Origin of the sequence: Anaerococcus porci (assembly GCF_009696575.1) — a bacterium.
Taxonomy (GTDB): Bacteria; Bacillota; Clostridia; order Tissierellales; family Peptoniphilaceae; genus Anaerococcus; species Anaerococcus porci.
In genome coordinates this window covers 125,516-151,451 of sequence record NZ_VULQ01000005.1, presented here as the reverse complement: position 1 = coordinate 151,451, position 25,936 = coordinate 125,516, and the positions used below count along the sequence as shown (strand labels likewise).

26 protein-coding genes and 1 riboswitch are annotated in these 25,936 nt (G+C 30.8%); of the genes, 6 read left to right on the top strand and 20 right to left on the bottom strand.

Going from position 1 to position 25,936, the window contains the following annotated elements:
* Positions 1–33: 33 nt before the first annotated feature.
* From FYJ26_RS05665 to FYJ26_RS05655, 3 genes are all read right to left on the bottom strand, one after another.
* Complete coding sequence (locus FYJ26_RS05665; protein ID WP_154540514.1) at positions 34–1,182, bottom strand: MFS transporter; 1,149 nt, start codon at positions 1,180–1,182, stop codon at positions 34–36.
* Positions 1,175–1,777, bottom strand: a complete 603-nt coding sequence (locus FYJ26_RS05660; protein WP_154540512.1) for a hypothetical protein — start codon at positions 1,775–1,777, stop codon at positions 1,175–1,177. The genes FYJ26_RS05665 and FYJ26_RS05660 overlap by 8 nt, the downstream gene beginning before the upstream one ends.
* A 187-nt stretch (positions 1,778–1,964) precedes the next feature.
* Entirely contained in the window at positions 1,965–4,031 is a 2,067-nt protein-coding gene (locus tag FYJ26_RS05655; RefSeq protein WP_154540510.1) for a glutamine synthetase III, read from the bottom strand.
* 174 nt (positions 4,032–4,205) lie between these two features.
* Here FYJ26_RS05655 and FYJ26_RS05650 point away from each other — a divergent pair, with 174 nt between their 5' ends.
* Both FYJ26_RS05650 and FYJ26_RS05645 read left to right on the top strand, forming a co-directional pair.
* Positions 4,206–5,267 (top strand): C40 family peptidase, encoded by a 1,062-nt coding sequence (locus FYJ26_RS05650; RefSeq protein ID WP_154540508.1) that lies wholly within the window; start codon positions 4,206–4,208, stop codon positions 5,265–5,267.
* 133 nt (positions 5,268–5,400) lie between these two features.
* Positions 5,401–6,672, top strand: a complete 1,272-nt coding sequence (locus FYJ26_RS05645; RefSeq protein WP_154540506.1) for a Glu/Leu/Phe/Val family dehydrogenase — start codon at positions 5,401–5,403, stop codon at positions 6,670–6,672.
* Positions 6,673–7,110: 438 nt separating this feature from the next.
* On the opposite strand, the gene FYJ26_RS05640 is transcribed toward FYJ26_RS05645, so the two are convergent.
* The 7 genes from FYJ26_RS05640 to trhA form a co-directional block, all read right to left on the bottom strand.
* Entirely contained in the window at positions 7,111–7,317 is a 207-nt protein-coding gene (locus tag FYJ26_RS05640) for a helix-turn-helix transcriptional regulator (RefSeq protein WP_154540504.1), read from the bottom strand.
* Between the two features lie 7 nt (positions 7,318–7,324).
* Positions 7,325–7,531 carry a DUF6442 family protein gene (locus FYJ26_RS11025; RefSeq protein ID WP_320595473.1) on the bottom strand — a complete coding sequence of 69 codons (207 nt, stop codon included), beginning with the start codon at positions 7,529–7,531 and terminating at the stop codon, positions 7,325–7,327.
* Between the two features lie 12 nt (positions 7,532–7,543).
* Positions 7,544–7,723: a hypothetical protein gene (locus FYJ26_RS11020; RefSeq protein WP_229771213.1), complete on the bottom strand. Its 180-nt coding sequence runs from the start codon at positions 7,721–7,723 to the stop codon at positions 7,544–7,546.
* 222 nt (positions 7,724–7,945) lie between these two features.
* Complete coding sequence (locus FYJ26_RS05630) at positions 7,946–9,043, bottom strand: threonine synthase (protein ID WP_154540502.1); 1,098 nt, start codon at positions 9,041–9,043, stop codon at positions 7,946–7,948.
* A 7-nt stretch (positions 9,044–9,050) separates the two neighbouring features.
* Positions 9,051–10,019, bottom strand: a complete 969-nt coding sequence (locus tag FYJ26_RS05625; RefSeq protein ID WP_154540500.1) for a DUF1002 domain-containing protein — start codon at positions 10,017–10,019, stop codon at positions 9,051–9,053.
* 8 nt (positions 10,020–10,027) lie between these two features.
* Positions 10,028–10,816 (bottom strand): Mrp/NBP35 family ATP-binding protein, encoded by a 789-nt coding sequence (locus FYJ26_RS05620; protein WP_154540498.1) that lies wholly within the window; start codon positions 10,814–10,816, stop codon positions 10,028–10,030.
* Between the two features lie 65 nt (positions 10,817–10,881).
* Complete coding sequence (gene trhA / locus FYJ26_RS05615; RefSeq protein ID WP_154540496.1) at positions 10,882–11,532, bottom strand: PAQR family membrane homeostasis protein TrhA; 651 nt, start codon at positions 11,530–11,532, stop codon at positions 10,882–10,884.
* A gap of 473 nt (positions 11,533–12,005) precedes the next feature.
* On the opposite strand from trhA, the gene FYJ26_RS05610 reads away from it, so the two are divergent.
* The 4 genes from FYJ26_RS05610 to FYJ26_RS05595 all read left to right on the top strand — a co-directional run bounded on the left by FYJ26_RS05610 (position 12,006) and on the right by FYJ26_RS05595 (position 16,229).
* Positions 12,006–13,577: an ABC transporter substrate-binding protein/permease gene (locus FYJ26_RS05610; protein ID WP_154540494.1), complete on the top strand. Its 1,572-nt coding sequence runs from the start codon at positions 12,006–12,008 to the stop codon at positions 13,575–13,577.
* A complete protein-coding gene (locus tag FYJ26_RS05605) occupies positions 13,561–14,295 on the top strand; it encodes an amino acid ABC transporter ATP-binding protein (RefSeq protein WP_154540492.1) in 735 nt (244 codons plus the stop codon). Before FYJ26_RS05610 ends, FYJ26_RS05605 begins: the two co-directional genes overlap by 17 nt.
* A 65-nt stretch (positions 14,296–14,360) precedes the next feature.
* A complete protein-coding gene (locus FYJ26_RS05600) occupies positions 14,361–14,876 on the top strand; it encodes a hypothetical protein (protein WP_154540490.1) in 516 nt (171 codons plus the stop codon).
* Positions 14,877–14,891: 15 nt separating this feature from the next.
* Complete coding sequence (locus FYJ26_RS05595) at positions 14,892–16,229, top strand: MATE family efflux transporter (RefSeq protein WP_154540488.1); 1,338 nt, start codon at positions 14,892–14,894, stop codon at positions 16,227–16,229.
* Between the two features lie 83 nt (positions 16,230–16,312).
* On the opposite strand, the gene thiE is transcribed toward FYJ26_RS05595, so the two are convergent.
* The 10 genes from thiE to FYJ26_RS05545 form a co-directional block, all read right to left on the bottom strand.
* Entirely contained in the window at positions 16,313–16,924 is a 612-nt protein-coding gene (gene thiE, locus FYJ26_RS05590) for a thiamine phosphate synthase (protein WP_154540485.1), read from the bottom strand.
* Positions 16,921–17,742, bottom strand: coding sequence for a hydroxyethylthiazole kinase (thiM, locus tag FYJ26_RS05585; RefSeq protein WP_154540483.1), 822 nt, complete (start codon positions 17,740–17,742; stop codon positions 16,921–16,923). Before thiM ends, thiE begins: the two co-directional genes overlap by 4 nt.
* On the bottom strand, positions 17,711–18,256 hold the full coding sequence (thiW, locus tag FYJ26_RS05580; RefSeq protein ID WP_154540481.1) for an energy coupling factor transporter S component ThiW: 546 nt from the start codon (positions 18,254–18,256) through the stop codon (positions 17,711–17,713). The genes thiM and thiW overlap by 32 nt, the downstream gene beginning before the upstream one ends.
* A gap of 28 nt (positions 18,257–18,284) precedes the next feature.
* On the bottom strand, positions 18,285–19,439 hold the full coding sequence (gene thiH, locus FYJ26_RS05575) for a 2-iminoacetate synthase ThiH (protein WP_195837849.1): 1,155 nt from the start codon (positions 19,437–19,439) through the stop codon (positions 18,285–18,287).
* 1 nt (position 19,440) lies between these two features.
* Positions 19,441–20,205 carry a thiazole synthase gene (locus tag FYJ26_RS05570; protein ID WP_154540477.1) on the bottom strand — a complete coding sequence of 255 codons (765 nt, stop codon included), beginning with the start codon at positions 20,203–20,205 and terminating at the stop codon, positions 19,441–19,443.
* Positions 20,198–20,812 carry a sulfur carrier protein ThiS adenylyltransferase ThiF gene (gene thiF, locus FYJ26_RS05565; RefSeq protein ID WP_154540532.1) on the bottom strand — a complete coding sequence of 205 codons (615 nt, stop codon included), beginning with the start codon at positions 20,810–20,812 and terminating at the stop codon, positions 20,198–20,200. The genes FYJ26_RS05570 and thiF overlap by 8 nt, the downstream gene beginning before the upstream one ends.
* Positions 20,812–21,009, bottom strand: a complete 198-nt coding sequence (thiS, locus tag FYJ26_RS05560; protein WP_154540475.1) for a sulfur carrier protein ThiS — start codon at positions 21,007–21,009, stop codon at positions 20,812–20,814. The genes thiF and thiS overlap by 1 nt, the downstream gene beginning before the upstream one ends.
* A 156-nt stretch (positions 21,010–21,165) precedes the next feature.
* Positions 21,166–21,266: riboswitch (TPP riboswitch) on the bottom strand.
* A gap of 283 nt (positions 21,267–21,549) precedes the next feature.
* On the bottom strand, positions 21,550–22,896 hold the full coding sequence (locus FYJ26_RS05555) for a citrate synthase (RefSeq protein ID WP_154540473.1): 1,347 nt from the start codon (positions 22,894–22,896) through the stop codon (positions 21,550–21,552).
* Between the two features lies 1 nt (position 22,897).
* Complete coding sequence (locus FYJ26_RS05550; RefSeq protein ID WP_154540471.1) at positions 22,898–23,896, bottom strand: isocitrate/isopropylmalate dehydrogenase family protein; 999 nt, start codon at positions 23,894–23,896, stop codon at positions 22,898–22,900.
* Between the two features lie 2 nt (positions 23,897–23,898).
* Positions 23,899–25,830, bottom strand: coding sequence for an aconitate hydratase (locus tag FYJ26_RS05545; RefSeq protein ID WP_154540469.1), 1,932 nt, complete (start codon positions 25,828–25,830; stop codon positions 23,899–23,901).
* Between the last annotated feature and the right edge of the window lie 106 nt (positions 25,831–25,936).

Here is a 25,936-nt window from a genome sequence, read left to right as displayed (position 1 = left end):
TGCAGAATGGATTAATCTTTGCAACAGTCCTTTTTATCTGTTTCTTTTGTTCATCTTATTTCTATAGAAAAATATTGCAATTAAGATTATATGTATTATCACAAAGGCAATAAAGCCTTTTGATAAAGATTTGGTATTGAGGAATTTATCAATCCAACTTAAAAATAAGGGAGCCATAAAGACACCCACATTACAACCTATAAAAATAAGGTTGGTTGCAAGCCTTGAGCTTTGTCCTCTTACATATCTTGGTACTTCGGCAAATATATAAGGCATACACAAAGATTGGGCAAAGACAGCAAGGAGAATACAAGACAAAAAGCCCCAAAAACTATTTTCGTATCCTATTATTAAAATATTTGCCAAAGTGTATAAGAAAAGTCCCAAAAATATAGTATATTCCCTAAGTTTTAGGTTAATAGGTGTAAATAAAATAGCTGAAAACATACCAATAATTGGGACAAGGTTTAAGTAAAAACTGATATTAATTCCCATTCCCCTAGTTAGACTTGCCACAAAGGGAAATCTTGTTTGCATACAGGTCATATTTAAAATCATAATCATAGCAAAAATTATGAATAAGAATATGTTTGAATCTATATATACTCTTGTCTTTTCCTTTTCTAATTTAACATCTTGTACATTTATTTTGAAAATAATAAATATAATTATAGCTGTTGAATAGACCAAAAATGTATAGATAAAATTTACTTGAACTAGAATACCTGCAAGGGTATATAAGAAAATCTGTCCTATAAATTCAGCTGCATTTCTTAGAGCATGGAGCTTTGTTCTCTCATCATTATCATTATATAAAAGATTTATATAATTTGCAGAATGCCCATTAAAGAGTCCAAGCCCTGAACCTAGGATAACCCTAGATAATAAAATTAGAGGATAAGAGTTGAAAATCACAGGAATTACCCCACTTATACTCACAAGAGATAGCCCTAGAAGGACTGTTTTTTTCATTCCTATATTTTGGGCTATATATTCTGCCAAAAGTATAAAAATCATAGTACTAAAAGATGCTAAAGTTACTATAAACTCAGTATTGGATCTTGTTAGGTTAAAGGCGTGCTGAATATAGATAAGAGAGCCTGATATAGCATTATTGCTTGCAAGAAGTAATGATATCGAAAGTATTGCAAGTTTTTGAGCTATATTCTGACTCTTAGACATCTTCTCGCTCCTTATAAGCGATAAATAATCTCTTAGCAAAGCCTACCATCTCTTTTGAAAAGTCATATCTCAAAAATTTTTCGTCTAAATCATCTAACCTAACCCTATCAAGTCCATCAGAGTCTTTAAAAAATTTGGAAAGTCTCTTCGCCCTATCAAAATCTTCTACAAAAAACTCTTTTATGGTATCATCCATTTTTTTATCTATCCTAGAGTGAGCTGCAAGAACTGCTTGGAGGGTTTTCTTGTCAGATGCATCTATCTTTGCAAAGTCTATTGAATAAAGGGCAGCCCTATATCCATGTTCAGTATCATAAGAATCATCTACTCTTTTTGTATCATGAAGACTTGCTGCATATCTTAGCACATCAGTATCGTTAGAATTAAGCTTATACTTATAAGATAAGAGCATAGCAAATAAAATTACTCTTTCTATATGACCTTGGTCATGAACTTTACTTTTATATAGGATATCGGTATTTAAGTTTCTATATGTGTCTAAAAGAATCTTATAGTAAGATGATTTTCTAAAATCTTTAAAAAAATCATAATCATCAAGCCATGAGTCTTGATTAAGTATGTCAAGTATAATCATAATTCTCTCCTAATTACTTATTAATTTATTATTATTATATCAAATTGGATTAAGATTTAATAGAATTTAAATTGCTGATAATATATTTATAAAAAAGGTATATAAGTGAACAGACCTCAAAAAATCGAGTTTTTAAGTTCAATTTTTTGGGGTCTGTTTATTTTTTGAAAGCTTTCTTTTTTTATTTTTATAAAGATTTAAGCATATCTACATATCTTGGAATAGAGTAGTTTTCTCTTGAAATTTCAATCTCAAGCGAATCTGAAACCTCTCTTATATTTCCTGCTATAACAAGGGCTTTTTCTTGTATAAAGCAAGCTTTTTCCTCTATATCATCTATTTGGTCAAATTTTTTAAGAATTTCTTTTAAATCTTCCCCATATTCTAGTAATTCTTCTACCTTTTTATTGATTCTTTGAGCCTTTTCTTTAAGTTTTTCATTTTCTACAAAGGATAAGTATTCTTTAATTTCTTTTATTTCCTTCATGGAAGATGGTAATATTTCTTGGTATATCATATTATTTAAGATTTCAAGTTCTGATGAGTAAAAATTACCAACTTCTTCTAATTCTACATTTATGATTGATTCAATTTCCTTATCTGTAAAAATTTTCTCATCCTTATAGAGCTTATAAGCATTAGAATTTCTGGCATTTATTAGGGCATCAAGGAAGCTTTTATGATTCTTAAGTCCTCTCTTTTTTGCTTCTTCAAGCCATTGTTTGGAATATCCATCTCCTTGAAAGAGTATGTTTTTATTTTCATCATAAATTTCTTTGACAATCTTATAAACCTCATTCATTAGGTCTTTTTCATCAATTTTTTCAAGTCTATCAGCAATTTTTTTCATACTTTGTGCCATAGCAAGGTTTATAAGGGTGTTTAAATCAGATGCAGTCTTTGAAGATCCAAGCATCCTAAATTCAAACTTATTTCCAGTAAAGGCAATAGGTGAAGTCCTATTTCTATCAGATGAATCTGTTTTTATCTCACCTAGATGAGGTATATTAACCCTATTATCTATATCAATACTTTCAAAATTATTTTCTGAAATTGATTTGAGCATATCTTCTAGGTCATTACCTATAAACATAGAGATTATAGAAGGGGGTGCTTCATTTCCACCTAACCTAAAGTCATTGGTTACAGATGATGTTGTTACTCTGATTAGGTCTTGATATTTATAGCAAACTTCTATCATTGCAGATAGGAAAAGCAAGAATATAGGATTGTTCTTAGGGTCTTTTCCTGGTGAAAAACAATTTTTCCCATAATTTGTAGCTAGTGAGTAGTTGTTATGCTTTCCACTTCCTGCCATATTTTTAAATGGTTTTTCCTTTAATAGACAGGCTAGCTTATGTTTAATTGCAGTTTTTTCTAGTATATGCATAAGAAGTTGGTTATTATCTACAGATATATTGCAATTTTCAAACATTATAGCTATCTCAAACTGATTTGGACCTACTTCGTTGTGCTCAGCTTCCATATAGATACCAAGGTCATAGAGTTGTTTATTTACATCTTCAAAAAAATCATTTACTCTTTGAGGAATAGCTCCAAGATAGTGAGAAATTAATTCTTTTTCGACCATAGGATCTGAACCTATAAGACTCATACCACAATACTCAAGGTCTATTCTTTTATCAAAATATTTTTTATCAATAAGGTAAAATTCTTGTTCAAGTCCAACCTTAGGCTTTACCCTATAAGTTTTTTCATCCTTTAAAAATAAATTACAAACTCTAGAAGCTTCCTTACTTATTCTATTCATTGATTCCATTAGTGGAAGCTTTTTATCAAGTTTTTCTCCATAAAATGAAACAAAAACTGATGGTATATAAAGAGTTTCGTCTTCTATAAATGAGTTAGCTGTCAAATCCCAATAAGTATATCCCCTAGCCTCAAAAGTTGATCTCATTCCACCAGATGGAAATGATGATGCATCAGGCTCACCTTTTATAAGTTCATTTCCAGAAAACCTATGTATTGGATTGTGTTTATCATCTCTATTTAAAAAAGCTGTCTTCTTGTTGGCAGTCTTTCCATTTAAAGGTTGAAACCAGTGGGTGTATGATGTAGCACCTTTTGAAATGGCCCAAGCTTTCATGGCATGGGCAATGGAGTCTGCTGTTTCCTTATCAAGATTTATATTATTTCTGGCAGCCTCTTTCCATTTCAAATATACAGGATAGGGAACATTCTCCTTCATTGTCTTCTTATCAAAAGCTAAGTTTCCAAATTCTTTTAAATTCATATACCGACCTTTCTAATGCTTTTTTCAGATTTACTTCTAGATTATAACACGATTTTTTTTATATGAAAATAATTTTTCAACTTTATTAGCTAGCTATAATAAATTAAGATTCATTGACACTAAAGTAAATTAGTGATAGATTATAAATAGTTATTGTATATAAAAGGATTTAAGATGAAAAAAAGCAAGAAAATTATATTATTATTGACAACTGCATTATCATTTGGTATTTTTGGCACAATGGAGAAATCTGAAGCAAAGTCTCTTATCATTAATTACGATCTTACAGAGGGAGTCAATGTAAGAAAAGATGATTCAGATAATGATAATTCTAATATTTTAGGTGGAATTGACTACCCAGATATATATGAGATTAAGGGCGAAACAGAAGATTATTATCAAATAGAATTTGAAGGAAAAAAAGTTTATGTAGGAAAATATTGGTTTCACATCCTAGATGATATCAAGGCCTTAAAGGATACAAAAATTTATGAAAAGAACGATGAAAGTTCTAATAAAATTTCAGATATAAAAAAGGATGAGCAATTGACCCTTGTAGATTTTGATGAAAATAAAGATTTTGTCAAAGTTAAAAAGGATGATAAAGAAGGTTTTGTAAAAATAGAAGACTTTGATTTATCTACAAAAGATGAAAAGGACTTAGATAAGTTAAAGGAAAAGTACAAAAAAATCTATGAATCTATAAAAAGATACATAGACTATCTTAAAAGAAATGGTCTAAGTCTTTATCCAGAAGGTGAAGATAAGGCAGAAGAAAACGACCAAATAAGAAGGATTTATCCTGAGAAAACAGCTTACGAAGAAAGTTCAGAAACTAGAGATATTGAATATATCTACTATACTGTTGATGACAATGATATAGGAAAATCTGCCTATAATTTTGCAACCAAATTTCTAGGTAATCCATATGTATTTGGTGGAATTGACTTGGTAAATGGTATAGATTGTTCAGGTTTTACTATGCAAGTATATAGTGAATTTGGAATTGGACTTCCCCACCTAGCTCAAACTCAATCAAACTACGGAAAAACTATAGCCTTGGGTGAAGAAAAAGCTGGAGACTTAGTATTTTTTGGAACAAGTCTTTCAAATATTACTCACGTTGCCATAGCAGATGGTCAAGGTGGAATAATCCATGCTGCTAATCCTAGGGCAGGTGTTATTACATCTTCTATCGGAAATCCAATACTTATTAAAAGATTAATAGAAAATTAGATAAGAAAAGATTAAAGTATGCCTTAAGGTGTACTTTTTTATTGGGAAAATAATATTGTAAGTAAAAAAAAATAGTGATATAATAATTCGTGAAATATTATAGAAAAATTTTAGTAAATATAAGGAGTTAAAAATGAGTGATACACTTAACCCATTAGAATCTGCCCAAATACAAATAAAAAAGGCTTGTGATAAGCTAGGACTTAATCCTGCAGTATATGAATTCTTAAAAGAACCTCAAAGAGTAATTGAAATTTCGATACCTGTTAAGATGGATGATGGAAGTCTCAAAATTTTTAAGGGCTATAGATCAGCCCACAATCACGCTCTTGGACCTTCAAAGGGAGGCGTTAGATTTCATCCTGATGTAAATATTGAAGAAGTAAAGGCACTTTCTACCTGGATGAGTCTTAAATCTGGACTTTTGGCAATTCCTTATGGTGGAGGTAAGGGTGGTATAGCAGTAGACCCATCAAAACTTTCCGAAAGAGAACTTGAAAGCCTATCTCGTGGATATATAAGAGGGCTTTACAAATATCTTGGTGAAAGGATAGATATACCAGCACCAGATGTAAATACCAACGGTAAAATTATGTCTTATTTTATAGATGAATATATAAAACTAAATGGAGATAAGGAAGACATAGGAACTTTTACAGGAAAACCTCTTATACTTGGAGGAAGCCTTGGAAGAAATGAGGCTACAGGATTCGGATTAATAATTGCAACAAAATACACTGCAAATGAAATAGGAATCGACCTTAAAAAAGCAAGGATAGGACTTCAAGGTTTTGGTAATGTAGCAAGCTTTAGCTTAAAATACCTTAATGAGCAAGGAGCAAAAATACAATATCTTTCAATAAGAGATGAAAGTGAAGAGTGTGGAAGATCTGCTCTTTACTCAGAAGAAGGCTTTGACTATGATTCACTCCAAGCCTATAGGGATGAACACAAAACCCTTGCAGGATATCCTAACGCAAAGAAAATAAGTGATGATGAATTTTGGTCAACAGAGTTTGATATTCTAATTCCTGCAGCACTTGAAAATATAATAACAGAAAAAATAGCTAAAAATCTTAATGTAAAACTAATAGTAGAAGGAGCAAATGGTCCAACAACCCCAGAAGCTGATGAAATTCTTAATGAAAAGAACATTGAAGTAATTCCAGATATATTAGCAAACTCAGGTGGAGTATTAGTATCATACTATGAATGGGTTCAAAACCAATATGGCTACTATTGGACACAAGAGGATGTCCAAGAAAAACAAGAAAAGGATATGTTAAAAGCTATAGAAGGAATCTATGAACTTAAAAGAGAATATAAAACAAATATAAGGCAAGCTGCATATATGTATGCAATAAAGAGAATTGCAGAAGCAATGGAACTAAGGGGATGGATATAGGTCTGTCCGACCCATAGAGGACTAGCACGTCTGGCTCAATGAGTTAGCCGAGTAGTATGTATCCCAAAATAAAATACCAATATAAAAAACTTACAAGAATTTCAAAATAGCTAATTAAAAACAGATATATTTCTACTATAAATCTTCTGAATAGGGTGATTTCCCCTTTCAGGAGATTTTTACTTAAATAACATAAATCTAGAAAATCAATAAAATCTATTCTTATGGTGATTAATGATATAAAAAATATCAACCTATAGGCTTTCTAGCCTACAGATTGATAATGTGGTTAATCTAATAACAAATTTTCCAAAAAGTTATATAAATTTTACACAAAAACCTAACTTATTATTATGGTATAGGTGAAATCATGCTTATATAATTTAAAATCAGCCTATAATTTTAATATATAAACAAATTTCAAATATAACTTAATTGCTAAAAATAAAATAATTCTTCAAATTTTTTATTTAAAGCTATGCATAATATTAATGCTAGTTTTGCAGTGGGATTAAACTGACCTGTCTCAATTGAACTAATAGTATTTCTAGAAACACCTATCTCATCAGCCAATTTTTGTTGTGAAAATCCTTGTTCTTTTCTTACTTCTTTTAGTCTATTTTTAAGAATCAATTCTTCTTTCATAATAGTCCTATTTAAATGATACAAAAAAGTACCCTACAATAACAAGAAAACCAACTATGCCACTAATAATGCCAAAGAATAATTCTTTTCTTTCTTTCATTTTTGAATACTTGAATAAGTATCTTGTAGCTTCCATAGCCAAGTAAACCCCAATTATAGCATAATTAAAGCTATTAAAGAAAAAAGCTTCAATTGCAAATATTAATGCAGTAATTATTAAACCTATTTAGCTTGAGGCTTTACCAGACTTTATAATAGTATCAATCATCATTTCATCAAAATACTTGTTTTCTTCTCTACTTTTTGACAAAATTTCATCTCTATTCATTTTTCTTACTTCTATCAATTTATTGCCAAGTAAACTTTGCAATATTATTATTGCATCGTCGACAAGTAAACCTGTCAAACAAACTTAAAAATTTACTATACTTTAAAAAGGGGCTGTTGCAAAATGAATTAATCGTTGCAATATCATTTCAAGTCCCTCTACGACAATTTGGCCTCCATGAGCCGGCAGGCTATTCTCAAATTGTCTAGGAGTAACTTGAAATGATGCAACGATAGAATTCATAATTTTGCAACAGCCCCTTAATAATACTATTATAAATTAAATATTTTAAATTTTAATCTAGTGGTCGGACTTAAGGCCTGCCCCACATAGGGTAATTATAGACTTTCCCCTTATATCATTTTCTTTTTTATATTTTTCATAGGCTGCAAGATTTCCTGCTGTAGTATACTCCACATAAGCTCCCTTTAAAGCTAACTTTTTTCTTGCTGGAAGAATTTCTTCTTCTGGAATTTCTACTATATCTATGTCATATTTATAGATATATTCTAAAATCTCCTTATCCCTCATAGGCTTACCTATAGCAATTCCTTCAGCCAAAGTACTTTCAGGAGAGATTTCAGGAATTCTTTTTAAATTCTTACTCTTAGCCTTAGCAAAAGGTGCACATTTTTCACTTTGTATAGCAATTATATTCGGCATTTTATCTATTAGATTTGATGATAAAAGATGTTCTAAGGCAAGGATTGAACCTATAAACAAAGTCCCATTTCCCAAAGGTAGAAAAATATTTTCTGGAATATAAGCTAATTCTTCATATATTTCGTAAATATATGTTTTTGTACCTTCATAAAAGTAAGGATTGTATACATGGTTTGCATAATATTTTCCACTTTCCCTAACATATTTTCGACACTCATCAGCACAATAATCCCTATTTCCATTTATTACATGACATTTTGCACCATGAGCTTCAATCATACTTATCTTTTTAGGTGATGTATTTTCCGGAACAAATATCTCACATTCTATGCCAAGTTTTGCAGCATAAGCCGCAACTGAATTTCCAGCATTACCTGATGAATCTTGAACAATAGACTTAACACCTATATCTATGCAGTGAGTCAAAAGAGCTGCAGCTCCCCTATCCTTAAAAGATAGGGTAGGCATCATGTAATCCATTTTCATTAAAAGATTTTCATCATAAGCTATAATAGGTGAAAGTCCCTCTCCCAAAGTCACAGACTTATAAGATGAACCTTCAAAAGGCATAAAGGCCCTATACCTAAATATATTCCACTCATTTGTGTCGATAAGATTTTTAGAAAAATCTGGAATATCATAATTGAGCCTAAAAAGCCCACCACAATCACACTTATATTCTAAAGTATCAGTAGGATATTTCTTCCCACACCATGTACATTCAAATTCTACCATTTCTCCCCTATTCTGTTGATTTGTTTGATCCAAACAATGAATTAAATATATCTTTTATAAAGTTTATTATCTTATCTAAAAGTCCTGATTCTTTTATATTATTTCCTACCTTATCAATTTCGTCTTTATTATCTTCGTAGAATTTCTTTCCTTTTTCTGTTACGTCTCCTGCAAATTTTTTTAAATTTTCTTTTACATCTTGGCTGTCTATAGCTGATGTTTCTTGGTATTGTTCAAAGTAATTTATAAGAATTTGTATATTGTTATTTGATAGAATATCTCCCATATTTACATTTTTAAGAGCATCTTCTATATACATTTTTATTTGATTAGAATCAGCTATTTGTCCATTTTTTTCTTTGTATTGTTGAAGATCTTGTTTTACTTCTGCTACTACTTGGTCAAGTTTTCCCTTATCAAATGAGGAATTATCAGAATTTTCTTCACTTATTTTCTTAAGTGTCCCAAGCTCTTCTTGTGCTGTTTTGGTTCTTTCTGTATCTATATTATCTCCACTTAACTCAACTGCCTTATATACCCCAACAAGGGCAGATTCTCCAGTAACAGGTTTTGGACTTGCTACTTTTATTTCTGCATCTGTAATTCCTGCAGTTATAGCTGCGTTAGTATATTGACCTTCAGTTATTGAGTTTATATAGTCAGGTGTTTTTATATCAACCTTTATTCCTGATCCTTTTGGAAGTTTTTTTACAGCAACTGAAGAAATCATGTCATAATCTGATGTACTATAACCAAGGTATCTTTGAAGGTCATTTGCATTTACGCTTGCTATATTAATATCATCTGAAAGATCAAGTTTTTTCCTAACCTCTTGGATTTGACTTTCATTTAAGCCAGCTCCATAAATGTAGGATTGCTTATTTGAATCAAATTGTTCGGCTTTTACAAGGCTTGGAACAAAAATAGTAAATATTAAAATCAAAGCCAATATCTTATTTTCTAATGTTTTTTTCATATTCTCACCTAAAGATTTTTTATTTTTTTGATTATATTATCAAGGTCTTTTTCTTCTACGTCTTCTATCCTTCCTTCATCTATCATTTTTGTTATTTTAGGATTTATGGCAAGTTTTGATACAGTATCTATAGCAAATTTATTAGCAATATCATCTGTTGCACCCTCACCAAATATTTTATATACTTTTCCAGTATCTGGAGCTTTAAAATATGACATATTTTCTACTATTCCAAGGATAGGCTTGCCCATCATTTTCGCCATGTTCAATGACTTTTCTACAACCATTCCAACCAAATCTTGAGGTGTAGTTACAGCAATTACCCCATCTATATTTAAAGATTGAAATACTGTTAGAGGAATGTCACTTGTTCCTGGTGGCATATCTATTAAAAGATAATCTAAATCTCCCCAGTCTGCCTCTGAGTAAAATTGTTTTAAAACATTGGTAACTATTGATGATCTCCAAACAACTGGAGATGTTTTTGAATCAAGGACTAAGTTTATTGACATAATCTCAATTCCACTTTTTGATTTAGCTGGTATCATTGCTCCATCTTCAAGAGCCCTTATCCTATCTTCTATGCCAAAGGCTTGAGGAATTGATGGTCCTGTAATATCTGCATCAAGGATTGCTATCTTTTTTCCATCTTTTCTAAGCTTTGATGCAATAAGGCTTGTCACTGATGACTTACCTACTCCACCTTTACCAGACATCACTGCTATTGTCTTTTTTATATTTGAGCCTTTTCTAGGACTTACCTTAAATTTATCAAAGTTTAATTTTTTGTTTTCCATAAAATCTCCTTTAGCTAATTTTAATCTTAACACCTATATTATATGCTCTTTATCTTATTTTTCTATCAAGCAAGATATACATAGTTTCCATAAAACATGGTAAAGGTAGCTATAAGTATAAATATATGCCAGATAGCATGATTATATTTGATTTTCTTATTAGAATAAAAGTAGGCACCAACTGTATAAAATATTCCACCTAATATCATATATAAAAGATATCCTATTCCTATATGTTTAATTATTTGATAAAATAGGATTAGAGAAAGCCATCCCATTATTATGTAAATAATCATTGATATCTTTGAAATTTTTTCTTCCATAGCCTTTGAAAAGGCAATAATATTCATAAGTATTCCTGCTATAGCAAGAATCCAAACAGCAACAAATATTACTAGTGAAAGCACTGACCTAAGACCTATAAGTATAATAGGAGTATAAGAGCCTGCTATGGTTAGGTATATTACTCCATGGTCTATAGCCCTAAAGACTGTCCTAAGCTTTGGATTTGTCATTGAATGATATAGAGTTGATGACAAAAACATAAGACCGATAGAAATCATATAGATTAAAAATGCTACAGCCTTAAGATAGTCTCCTTCTTTAAAAGCTGGAATTATAATAGGCAAAAAGCATATTAATGTTAGGATAAAACCTATAGCATGACTTAATATATTTGTAATTTCCTCACTTTTTTTGTATTGTATTATTCTCATTACTTACTTCCTTATCTTTTATTTATATATATGATATTACAAAATTATGTTTTAATAAAGTTTTATTATGGAAAATTTATAAATTTCATTTCTAAACATTAAAGCAAAAAAATATCTTGACAAATGGATTTTTTCAATGTATTATTAGCTTAAGATATTAAAGACTTTGATAAGAAGAGTAACTAATAGGCTATATTTAAAGAGAGTCTTGGCAAGGTGTAACAAGATAGTATAGGATTAGAGAAAAAAGCCTTGGAGTCGTGTCGAGGATTAATTGATTTGGCACCGTAATTTGCACGTTATAGCAAAGGGGTATGTATGTACTTTCTTATTTTAAAATCCTTTGAAAGTATATATGGTACTTTATAAGGATATTTTTGTGAGAAAATATTGAATTTGGGTGGTAACACGGTCTTCGTCCCTTAGGGATGAGGCCTTTTTTAATGTCTTAATTATATTTTAGGAGGATAATAATGAAAAAATTCAGGAGATTTTTTCTAGCATTTATTTTTATTTTTGTACTTAATATTACAAGTTCTTATGCTAGTGAAGATACGTTTAAGGTTGGAATGGAAGTAAACTATGCTCCATTTAACTTCTCTCAAGTTGATGATTCAAATGGAGCTGTAGAGGTTGCAAATTCAAAGGGTGAGTATGCTAATGGTATAGATGTACAAACCGCAAAGATGATTGCAGATAAGTTAGGTAAAAAACTAGAGATTTATAAGATTGACTGGGACGGACTTCCACCAGCTCTTACAAGTGGAAAGATTGACGCCATAATTGCTGGTATGAGTCCAACAGCAGAAAGAAAAAAGGAAATTGATTTTACATCTCCTTACTATTTTGCAGATCTTACTGTAGTAGTTAAAAAGAATTCTAAATATATGAATGCAAAATCTATAAATGACTTTAAGGGAGCAAAACTGACAGGTCAGCTCAATACTTTCCACTATGATTTATTAGATCAGATGCAAGGAATTGATAAACAAACTGCTATGGATTCTTTTCCTACAATGATTTCTGCAACAAAGGCAGGTTCTATTGATGGATATGTTTCAGAAAAGGTAGGAGCTTTATCAGCAGTTGCTGCAAATCCTGACCTAAACTATGTAGAATTTCCTGAAGGTAAAGGATTTAAAACAAATGATGAGGATACAACTTGTGCAGTAGGACTTGTTAAAAATTCCCCTATGAATGCTGAAATATCAAAAATTGTCGAAGGCTTTAATAGGGATGACTTTGATAAGATGATGGAGAAGATGGTGGCAATAACCGCTGCAGATGAGAAAGAAGTATCATTTTTTGGGCAAATGAAAAATATTTGGGATGAGTATTCTTCCATATTTATAAAAGGTATTGTAAACACTCTTCTAATATCTATAATTGCAACATCCATAGGTTTTATAATAGGACTTTTAGTTACAGTTATAAGAAAAATTGATGTAGATAAAAATAAGAACAAAGTAGGCTACATAATTCATAAAATAGTAAATTTCTTACTATCAGTTTATGTAGAAGTATTCAGATCAACTCCTATGATGGTACAAGCCATGCTTATATTTTATGGAGCAAAGCAATTTCTAAATATAGATATGTCAACAATGTTTGCAGCTTTAATGATAGTGTCCATAAATACTGGTGCTTATCTTTCTGAAGTTGTAAGAGGTGGTATCAATGCAGTTGATAAGGGACAATTTGAAGCTTGTAAAGCTCTTGGTATGACTCATTCTCAAACAATGTTTAATGTGGTAATACCACAAGCCATAAAGTCAATCCTTCCATCAATTGGTAATGAGTTTGTAATAAATATAAAAGATACTTCTGTACTTAATGTAATTTCAGTCACAGAATTATTCTTCGTATCAAAATCAATAGCAGGTTCAACCTATCAAATATTCCAAACATATTTAATAACAGCAATAATCTACTTTATACTAACTTTCGTAGTAACAAGGATTATAATGCAATTAGAAAAAAGATATATAAATAAGGAATTTACCTTAGAATCTTCAACAGGAGGAATACATGGAAACAATAATTAAGGTAGAAAATCTAGAGAAAAAATTTGGTGAAAACCTAGTTTTAAAAGATATAAATATGGAAGTTTCTAAAGGTGAGGTAGTAACTATAATAGGTTCATCAGGATCTGGTAAGTCTACTCTTCTAAGGTGCTTAAACCTACTAGAAGAACCTACAAGTGGAAAAATTCTCTACAAAAATGAAAATATACTTGAAAAGCACTTTGACCTAAGAGCTTATAGGACAAAAGTTGGAATGGTATTTCAAAACTTTAACCTTTTTGAAAATAAGACGGTTTTGGAAAATTGTACTTTAAGTCAAGAGAAAGTCCTAAAGACTTCAAAATCTGATGCTGAAGCTAAGGCTCGTAAATACCTAGAGCTAGTAGAAATGGCTCAATATATTAATGCTAAACCATCACAAATATCAGGTGGTCAAAAGCAAAGAGTTGCCATAGCAAGAGCACTTTGTATGGATCCTGAGGTATTATTGTTTGATGAACCAACAAGTGCTTTAGATCCTGAAATGGTTGGAGAAGTTCTAAGAGTTATGACAAAGCTTGCAGAAGAAGGTATGACAATGATTGTAGTAACTCACGAGATGGATTTTGCAAGAGAAGTTTCAACAAGAGTACTTTTCATGAATGAAGGAATAATCCTTGAAGATGGTACACCCGAAGAAATTTTCACAAATCCAAAAAATCAAAGAACAAAAGATTTTCTTAAAAGATACAGAGGATAACAGAAGCGGGAATTCCCGCTTTTTCTTTACATAAATTTAGGTATAGTAGATAAAAGGAGTTAATTATGGAAGATAAGTTAATAGAAATTTATGATAAAAACAATAATTCAATAAGTTTTGGATACAAGATATTTGAAGATAACAAAAATATTCTTATAAACAATTTAGATGACCAAGGTAGGTATGATGGCTATTTACTAGTAGACAAAAGCTTAATAGAGCAAAAGGAAACATCAGAATTTTTAAATAAGCTTAAAATCTACAATTCCTATTGGAAATCTATAAACATTGGAAAATCTGATAGTGAAGTCTTTAAAAATGACCTATCTTTTCTTGATATTCTCAGCTATGCAAAAGATAACAATAAAATTGTAAGCCTAGGGGAAGACCTTCTTTATTACAATATAATAAAGGGCTATGTAGAAAAAATTAATAATGAAAAAGTCTACATAAGGGCTATAGATATAAATAATGGCAAATATTTTGACGATTTTGAAATGGAAATTGTTAATATAAAGTACTTAGAAGTAGAAACAATAGACAACATCCTATTGGACTACGCTTATAATGAAATTTATTGATGTTTTGGAGTTATTATGGATCACTACCTAACAAGAGATAAGCCTTACAAGGCTATAATAAAATTTTCAATACCAATGATTATAGCATCCTTATTCCAACAAGTCTATACCTTAGTCGATTCTCTAATAGTTGGAAAATATGTTGGTGAGTCCGCCCTTGCATCGATTGGTGCAAGTTTTTCTTTGACAACTATTTTTATATGTATTGCTATAGGTGGAGGTGTTGGAGCATCTGTCTTAATTGCAAGATATTATGGTGCTAGAAATTATATAAAGATGAAAACTGCTACTTATACTTCAATAATATCTTTTTTAATTGTGGCCATTGCACTTTCAGTTTTTGGTCTTATTTTTTCAAAGGATATTATGATTTTGCTACATACCCCTGATAAGATACTAGATTTATCTGTCCTATATCTGGATATCTATTTTTATGGGCTCCCTTTTTTATTTATGTATAACATAATATCTGCCTTATATAATTCCTTAGGAGAGTCTAGAATTCCCTTGTATTTTCTAATTTTTTCATCAATTCTTAATGTTATTTTAGATATATACATGGTTAGGGACTTAAAGATGGGAATAGAGGGAGCAGCCTATGCTACTTTATTAGCTCAAGGAGTATCAGCCTTTTTTTCTTTCATTTTATTTTTAAAATATATGGGGAAATTTGATGCTAAAGTTGATAATTTTTTTGATATCCATGAATTAAGACTCATGTCAAGACTAGCAATTCCATCTATTATCCAACAATCAACTATTACCATTGGTCAAGTATTGGTTCAATCTGTTGTTAATTCTTTTGGAACAGAAATACTTGCAGGTTTTACTTCCGCTTTTAGAGTGGAAAGTCTTATAATAGTACCACTTACAAGCCTTGGTAATGCAGTTTCTTCTTATACATCTCAAAATGTTGGATCAGGTAAAAAGATGAGAATAAGTGAGGGACTTCGCAGCAGTTTAATTATTGTTGGATTTATATGTTTTTTTATATGTATATACCTGAGTATATACTATAAATCTATTATTGGAGCTTTCATGAACAAGTCATCTTCAAAGCTTGCTTATGAAACTGGGTATTCCTATCTTAGCTTTATTGCTTTCTTTTTTGTACTTGTTGGTTCAAAGCAAGTAGTTGATGGTGTATTGAGAGGTCTTGGAGATGTGAGAATATTTACTATGTCAAATATTGTAAATTTAAGTATAAGGGTAAGTTTATCAATGATTTTCGCTCCAATAATTGGTATAAGTATGGTTTGGTATTCTGTTCCTTTAGGTTGGCTAGCTAATTTAGTCATATCATCTATTTATTATTTTTATTTAAAGAAAAGAAATTTTACACTAAAATTTTAAGAAATTAGACTTAACTTATAGAAACTTTATTTAGTAAAAAATTAAAAGCTTGCTAGTAGCAAACTTTTAATCTTTTGCTATTTTTAGAGATTTTGTATTTTCTCTTTCAATTTTTTAGTTTCTTCAAATACATTTTTTGCATCCATTATTGACCTCACTACACATATACCATCAAAGCCTGTATTTTTTAATATATCTATATTGTCATAGTTAAGACCACCTATAGCGTAAACATCTATATCTACATTCTCCTTTATTCTTTTAAAAGTTTCTATAGATGTTCTTTTTGTATTAACATGGGTTTTTGTTTCATAAATCGCCCCTACTCCAAGGTAATTTGCCCCATCTTTTTGAGCTCTTTTTGCAGCTTCTACACTTTTTGCAGTAGCTCCAATTATAGTATTTTCTCCTAAAAGTTTTCTAGCTAGATTTACTGGCATATCATCAGCTCCAAGATGAACTCCACAGCCTAAAGCCCATGCAAGATGAGGCTTATCATCAAGTAAAAGAGGAAGTTTATATTTATCAGAAAGAGCCTTTACTTTTTTGCCTAATTTTAGGATTTCAAGGTCAGTTTTTTCCTTTTCTCTAAGTTGTAAAATATCAACCCCACCCTTTAGGGCATCTTCTACTCTTTTAAGAAATTCTTCTTCGGTATACTTGTCTGAGTTTGTAACTAGATATAATTTTTTCATAAAATCCCCTTTTTAATCTTTGCACTTTTTTCTATTGTTTCATTTTTTATTGTAGCAATATTATCCATTAGGTTTACAAAAAAGCTATAAGGCTTATCTTTTTTTGATAATTCTGCCGATACTTCAAGAATTAAAAGTCCCAAAAGTGAAGCATTTATCTCATTAGTAACTGATAAAAATGTTGATATGAGTCCTGTTAACATACATCCTGTTGCTGTTATTTTAGAAAGTTCTTCACATCCATTTTTTATTAGATAATAATCTTTATCTTTTACTAAAATATCTGTAGCTCCTGTAATAAGAACAGTTGTTTTATATTTAATAGAAAGCTTTGATGCAATTTTAATCATTTCTTCTATATTCTCATCGCTTATCTTATCCTCACAGCCTACATCTATGCCCTTTGCATTTGAAATTTTCCCACTTAAGGCAAGAATTTCTGATGAGTTTCCTTTTATAATTGAATATTTATATTGGCCTAAAAGTTTAAGGGATAAGTCATATCTAAGCTTACTTACTCCTATTCCTACAAGATCAATTATAATGGGAATATTTTTATTGTTTGCTAATCTTGAAGAAATTTCAATTGACTTTATTCTTGCATCCGTTATATTTCCAATATTTAGAGAGAGTGCCTTTGCTTTTGGAACAATATCTCTCATTTCATCAGGGTGTTCTGCACATATTGCCTTAGCACCTTGAAAAAGTATAGCATTTGCTAGCATATTTATAGCTAATGGATTGGTAATAGCATGAATTAGTGGTTCTTGCTCTTTTATTTTTTCTCTATTTGTTAGAAGTTTTTTTAGATTTATCATAAACATTTACTCCAAGTTTTTTTTGAATACTATATAAGACCTTGGATTTTTGTAAAGTTTTTAAAAAAATAAAGGCAAGAGAACCACCTATTATTGTAGCTATAATAAAGCTTGGTAGGTAATAAAACCAAGTTATATCTCCCGTTCCATAAAACAATTTCATAACTGGATATGATACTAGAGCTCCTATTACACCAGTTCCAAGAATTTCTCCTATTACTGGGCAAAGAAGATTTCCCTTGGATTTCCTATAAAATATACCTGAAAGAACTGCTCCAAAAACTTGACCTGTAATGGCAAGGGGTGGAATTCCCATAAAACTCATTCTTATTATAGCTGTAAGTATAGCATTTAAAAGGCTATACCAAGGTCCTAAAAATACCGAACATACTACATTTACAAAATGTGCTGTTGGTGCAAATCCCTCAAATCTTAAAATTGGTGAGATAACTACCCCAATTGTTACAAACATAGAAACTGTTATCATTACAAGTAATTTATTATCTTTTTTCATTTCTTCTCCTTGACTTCATATATTAGTCTTAAAGATTGATATAATCTGTAAATACTGGGCTCATACCAAAACTTTTTAAATCCTTAATCACATCATCACAAGATCTAGAATCTGCAATTTCAAATTGTTCATCTCCTTCATCTTTGCTTCTTTTAGACCTATGACCTATAGATGTATCAACAGATGCTGATATTTTTGTTGCCGCATATTTTATTGCCAAATTTCTAAAATCTTTATCTTCTCTTGTAGAAAGAGTAATTGATGCAAATGGCAAGAAAATCCTTAATGCAAGCATGATTTGGAAAAATTTCTTATCATCTATCTCACAAAAATCAAGCTTATCCGCCCCATGAGTAGGTCTTATTCTTGGAAGTGATATGGATACTTCTGCATGGGGATATTTTCTTTGAACTTCTTTTGCATGAAGTCCAAGTTTATAGGCCTCTTCTATCGGATTATTTAATCCAAAAAGTGCACCAAATCCAACTCCTCTAAAACCTGCCATTAGGGCTCTTTCTTGTGTATCTATTCTATACACAAAAGATCTCTTGTGGCCATAAGGGTAGTAGTAGTTGTATGATTTTTTATTATAAGATTCTTGAAAAACTGTAACAAAATCAGCTCCGGCTTCTCTTAATTTTTCATAATCTTTAATATTTGCAGGATAAATTTCTATACCTACTGTTTTAAAATACTTACTTGCAAGCTTACAAGCATTTGCTATATAGTCGATTGATGAAAATCTTTCACTTTCTCCTGTTAGAATTAATACTTCTTCTATTCCAGTATCTGCTAAGGCCTTCATTTCATCTTCAATCTCATTTCTATTAAGCTTTGCTCTTTTTATATTGGATTTTTCTCTAAAACCACAATACCTACAAGAATTTTCACAGTAGTTTGCTATATAAAGTGGTGAAAATAGAAATACATTATTTCCAAAATACCTTACTCTCTTATCTTGGGCAATCTTTCCCATTTTATCAAGAAAGTTACTAGCTGTATCTGACAATAGGTTATAAAAATCTTCATCATCTAAATCAATTTTTTCCAAAGAAGCTAAAACATCAGCCTGTAATACTTTTTTATTTATTATATTTTTGTAGCTTTTTTCTAATTTATCTTTTATATTTGAATCAATTATATCCATTGTTGGAAAATAATCTGTTACCTTTCCTATATTCATATTAATCAAAAAAGTCCCTTAGTGGTGATGATGGATCAGCTCCAGCTTCTAAGACTCTTCCTGGTTTTGAAAGATAGGCTAATCTTCCTGCCTCTATTCCTAGTTTAAAGGCACGTGCCATAAGGCTTATGTCAGATGCTGATGATATAGCTGTATTTGCCATTATAGCACTAGCTCCCATCTCCATTGCTTCTGCAGCTTGGCTTGGAACACCAATTCCTGCATCAACAATTACTGGTAAGTCTACTTCATCAATAATAATTTTTATAAATTCTTTTGTAATAAGTCCCTTATTTGAACCAATTGGTGCGGCAAGGGGCATTATTGAAGCAGCACCAGCATCTCTTAGGTCTCTTGCAAAATTTAAGTCTGGATACATGTAAGGCAAGACTACAAATCCATCTTTCGCTAAAATTTCTGTCGCTTTTAATGTTTCTACATTATCAGGAAGAAGGTATTTTGTATCTCCCATAATTTCAATTTTCACAAAATTACCACATCCCATTTCTCTTGCAAGTCTTGCTATTCTTACGGCTTCATCTGAATTTCTTGCTCCAGATGTATTTGGAATTATTGTCACATGCTTTGGTATATAATTTAAGATATTAGCGACATCTTTTGTATTGGCTCGTCTTAGAGCAACTGTAATCATTTCGCATTCTGCATTTTTTACAGCAGCATCTATAAGGTTGATTGCATATTTTCCACTTCCTAGTATAAATCTTGAACTAAATTCCTTATCACCTAATATTAATTTATCATCCATTTTTTACCTCTCTAATTTTTTTTAAACATTCTAAAGCTTCTAGCGATGCTACTATTCCCACATAGGCAAGATAAAGCCCATCCTTTTTGGCGTTGGACTTAAAATCTCCAAGCATTGTAATATTTTTAAATTTCTTTATTTTTATATCAGATATATCTCCAAGTCCCGCCATGCCAGATGCTGTAAAAAGATATTTATCCTTTATATTTGTAAAATAGTCAAAAAGCATGGTTTTAGACTCCCTATTATCAAAGGCTTCTATGAAAAAATCAGCATCATCAATTATTTCTTTTATGTTATCTTTATCTATATAGATATCCTTGGTGTTTACCTTAACGTATGGCAGAGTTTCTTCTATTCTTTTTTTGGTAGTAAGGGTCTTTTTCTTTCCTACTTCATCTAGCCTATAGTTTTGCCTATTAAGATTTGAATATTCTATATAGTCAAAATCATAAAGGTTTAACTCAGTTACTCCAGATCTTGCAAGAATCATAGAAACAGTTGAACCAAGCCCTCCACAACCTAAGACTGATACCTTAGCATACTTAAAGATTTCATTATCTCTTATATCTTGTCTTTTTAAAATTTTATCTCTTATATCTTCCATCATCCCCCTCCTACAAAAGAAAAAACTTCTATAGTATAGCCATCTTTTACTATAAACAATTTAAAATCTTCTCTTTTTACAAGCTCTTTGTTTACTTCACAAGCTACAAAGTCAGGATTAAAATTTTCTTTTTTTAATAAATCATAAAGTGATAAATTATTTTGAAATTCTACTTCCAATCCATTTATCAAAAGCATTTCCTCACATCCTTTTTTTAAAAAAAAGACACGAAAAGTGCACCATACCCGAGGTGGTATGCCCCTTTCGTGTCCAATAATTAATATGGAAACAATAACAAATAATAATTTTATTAGAATCATAATAAAAAGACCCTAATACTAGGGTCTTTAAACTTCAATATATAATCGCTTTCTTACGCAGGTTTTAACCTAATCAAGTTTAAAGGGTTAATGGTATACCATCTCTCAGCTAAATAGCACCCCTAGCTATTTTCATTATAAGACAAATCATTTTTATTTGCAAAATTAATTTTAATTTTATTTCTATTTTTTGATATCTAGGCAATATTTAGGTAAATATATGAGTAAGTATATAAAGGATTACTATTAAAGATATATTTGAAACTTCAAATATAGAGATTCTCAATATAAGGAAATATTATAATATACAAATTGATTGTTTTTCATATTAGACTTTCCAATTTTACCAAAAGATAGGCTAAAGATAATTTACTAGAATATTTTTTCCACATCTAACTTAATCTTAATTTACTTAGACTACCTATCTTTAAGACTTAGATAATCCTTTTTTTGACTTAAAGACTTATAAGCAGGTCTTATTATTTTTGAATCTTCAATTTGCTCAAGTCTGTGAGCAGACCAACCAACTGTTCTTGCTATTGCAAAGATTGGTATATATAAATCTTTTGGAATTTTTAGCATTTCATAGCAGAAACCAGAGTATAAGTCCACATTTGCGCAGGCAGGATAGTCTCTTTTTAATTTTTCCATAATTAGCTTTCCACCAATTTTTTCTACTCTTTCTATAAATAAGAAATCTTCTTCTCTTTTCTTTATTTTAGAAAGCTCTCTAGCCTTTTCTTTAAGTAGCACTGCCCTTGGGTCTGATAGAGTATATACTGCGTGTCCTAGTCCATATATAAGTCCTTTTTTATCAAAAACTTTCCCATCAATCATCTTAGATAGATAGTCTTTTATTTGATCTTCATCTTTTAAATCTTTGATATTTTCTCTTATATTCTCAAGCATTTGACTTACTCTTAGACTTGCTCCACCATGTCTTGGTCCTTTAAGGGAACCAAGTCCTGTAGCTATAGCGGAATATGTATCAGTACCTGATGATGAAACAACGTGAGTTGCAAAAGCAGAGTTATTACCGCCACCATGTTCTGCATGGATTATAAGGAGTAGATCCAATAGTTCTGCCTCTTCTTTTTTATAAATTTGATCAGTTCTTAGCATGGATAGAATATTTTCTGCTATAGTATTATCTTCAATTGGGTTATGAATTATCAGAGATTTTTTCTCAAAATTATGAATCTTAACCATATAAGAATATACAGCTATTATTGGCATCTTTGATATTAAGGATAAGGATTGAGACAAAACATTTAAAGTATCAGTATCATCGGCTTTTTTGTCATATGAATAAAGGGCAAGGACTGAACGCATCATAATATTTACTATATTATTTCCAGGAATATTAAGAATAGTATCTTCAAAAAACTTCTTAGGTAGGATTCTTTCATTGGTCAATACTTCCTTAAAATCTGAAAGTTCACAAGCTTTAGGAAGCTGATTAAATAAAAGAAGGTAGATTATCTCTTCAAAACCTAGTCTTTTATTATCGTTAAAGTCTTTTACCATATCAGTTAGGGCATATCCTCTATAATAAAGCTCACCTTCTTCTGGTATTTTTTCTCCATCTTCCATCCTATAACCATATACGTCTCCAACCTTGGTTACTCCAACCAAAACACCTGTGCCATTTTTATTTCTAAGGCCTCTTTTTATATCATACTTATCATAAAGGTCTTTCTTTATGGTATTTTCTTCTTTTATATTTTTTGCATAGAATTTTAATTTATCGCTAGCACTTATCATACTATTCTCCTATTTTATCAATAATTGCCTTGGTAAAATCAGAAAGGCTTGAACTTCCACCCAAGTCTTTGGTATGATTCTTCTTATCTTTCAAAACGTCTTCTATAGTTTCTCTTAATTTCTTAGCCTTTTCCTTCTCTTCTATATCATCAAGCATAAGACAAGATGTCAAAAGCATAGCTGTTGGATTTGCCAAATCTTCACCAGCAATATCAAGAGCTGCACCATGAACTGATTCATAAATTGCAATATCTTTACCCTTATTTACTCCAGGAATTAAACCAAGTCCTCCAACAAGACCTGCACCTAGATCCGAAAGTATATCTCCATATAAATTTTCTGTAACTATAATATCAAACTTATTTGGATTTATAACCATTTGCATGGCAGTATTATCTACCAAAAGTTCTTCAAATTCGATTTCCGGATAGTCTTTTGATACTTCCCTTCCAACTTCTAAGAATAGGCCATCAGTTAGTTTCATTATATTGGCCTTGGTAACTATAGTTATTTTCTTTCTATTAAATTTCCTTGCATATTCAAAAGCTGCCTTTATAATTCTTTGAGATTTCTTTCTTGTTATAACCTTTATAGAATGGCTTTCATCATCTGAAATCTTCTCTTCTATTCCCATATATAAATCCTCAGTATTTTCCCTAAAGATAATCATATCTACATTATCATATTTGGTTTTTATACTTGATATAGATTTAATTGGTCTTATATTTTGATAGAGATCAAATTTCTTTCTAAGTTCAACATTTATAGACCTAAAACCATGGCCTATAGGTGTTGTTATAGGACCCTTTATTGCAATCTTATTTCTTTTTATAGATTCAAATAGCTCATCTGGAATAAACTTTCCTTCTTTTTCAAAAACACTTGCTCCAGCGTTTATTTCTTCAAATTCTATTTTTGAGCCTAATCGCTTGAGGATTTGCTTCATAGATTCACAAATTTCTGGACCTATGCCATCTCCCTTAATTAATGTGACTTTCATACTTACTCCAATTCTAAATTTTTGGCGTAATTTAGGTAACCGCCTTCTCTTAATATTTCTTTTTCCCTATCTGAAAATACTCCTTTTAAATTTATAGAAATATTTTTATCTATATTTTCTATGATAAAATTCCCACTTTCAATGGAATATTCGACATTTGAAATCTTGATATTATCAAATTCTCCAAGTTTTTCATAGTCATTAAAATCTACAAACTCAAGAGGAAGTATGGCATTATTAATTAGATTTGATCTGTGAATTCTTGCAAAAGACTTAGCAAGAACAGCTTTGACACCTAAATATAAAGGAATTAAGGCTGCGTGTTCTCTAGAAGAGCCTTGACCATAATTTTCTCCTGCCACAATTACTCCACCATCATTTTCAATGGCTCTCTTCTTAAAATCACTAATCTTTGTGCTAAAGGCAAAATTTGAAAGATATTCAATATTTGACCTAAATGGCAGAAGTTTTGCATTTGATGGGCAGATATCGTCAGTAGTGATTCCATCACCTGCCTTATATATTATCTTTTTATCTATATTACTTATAGGTTTTGCCTTTGGAAATGGTTTGATATTTGGTCCCTTTACAGTTTTCTTATATCTTTTTGATAAATCCTCTTCTCTTTCAATAAAATAAGCCTTGGTATGGTTAAAGATTATATTTTCATCAAAATTCTTCTCATAAGAGAAATTACTTGGATCAGCTATATATCCCTTTATTGCACTTACAGCACAAGTTTCTGGACTTGCAAGATAGATTTCAGCATCCATAGTTCCAGAACGACCCTTGAAATTCCTATTAAAAGACCTAAGGCTTACTCCTTTGGACTTTGGAGCTTGACCCATTCCTATGCAAGGACCACATCCCGATTCGAGAATCCTTGCTCCTGCCTTTATCATCTTTGACAAGGCTCCATTTTCAGATAATTTTTCTAAAATTGTTGCAGAACCTGGAGATATTACTAAAGAAATATCAGGGTGTACTTTCTTGCCATCAAGTATTGATGCAACTTTCATCATATCCTTATATGATGAGTTAGTACAAGAGCCTATGGCTACTTGGTCAAGCTTTATTTTTGGAAGATTCTCTACAATTTCATATTGATCTGGAAAATGAGGCTTAGCAACTGCTGGTTTTATATCCCTTAAGTCAATTTCCATGCTTTCATCATAGATTGCATCATCATCTGCAGAAAGCATTACATAATCTTTTTCCCTATTTTGACTCTTTAGATATTTTAAGGTGTTTTCATCTGATGGAAAAATAGAAGTTGTAGCACCAAGCTCAGCTCCCATATTACAAATTGTTGCTCTGTCTGTTACAGAAAGAGACTTCACTCCCTCTCCTGTATATTCCATAATAAATCCTGTACCACCCTTTACAGAAAGTTTTCCTAGTATATATAAAATAAGATCCTTAGCATTGACTGAATCTTTTAGTTCATTTTTAAGATTAATCCTATAAATCTTTGGTACTTTTATAAAATAAAATCCCCTAGCCATAGCAACAGCAACGTCAAGTCCACCTGCTCCTATAGCAATTTGAGCTAAAGCTCCCCCTGTTGGAGTATGAGAATCAGAGCCAAGAAGAGTTTTACCTGGTTTTCCAAATTGTTCAAGTTGAACTTGGTGACAAATTCCACAACCTGCCTTTGAAAAAGTTATTCCATATTTATTTGCAGCAGACTTTATAAATTCATGATCATCTGCATTTTCAAAACCTGCTTGTAAAATATTATGGTCTATGTATGCTATTGACTTTTCAGTCTTGACATCTTCTATATCCATAGCTTCAAGTTGTAAATAAGCCATAGTCCCAGTAGAATCTTGAGTTAAAGTTTGGTCGATTTTGATACAAACTTCATTACCTGTTTTAATCTCTCCCTTTAGGAGATGATTTTCTAAAATTTTAAGTGCAAGTGATTTTTTCATAACCTTACTCCTTTAATCCAATGATGTATTAATATTATACACTGATATGTTGAATTTTGAAAATTATTTTTCCTAGTAAAAAATCTCCCAAGACTTATCTTGAAAG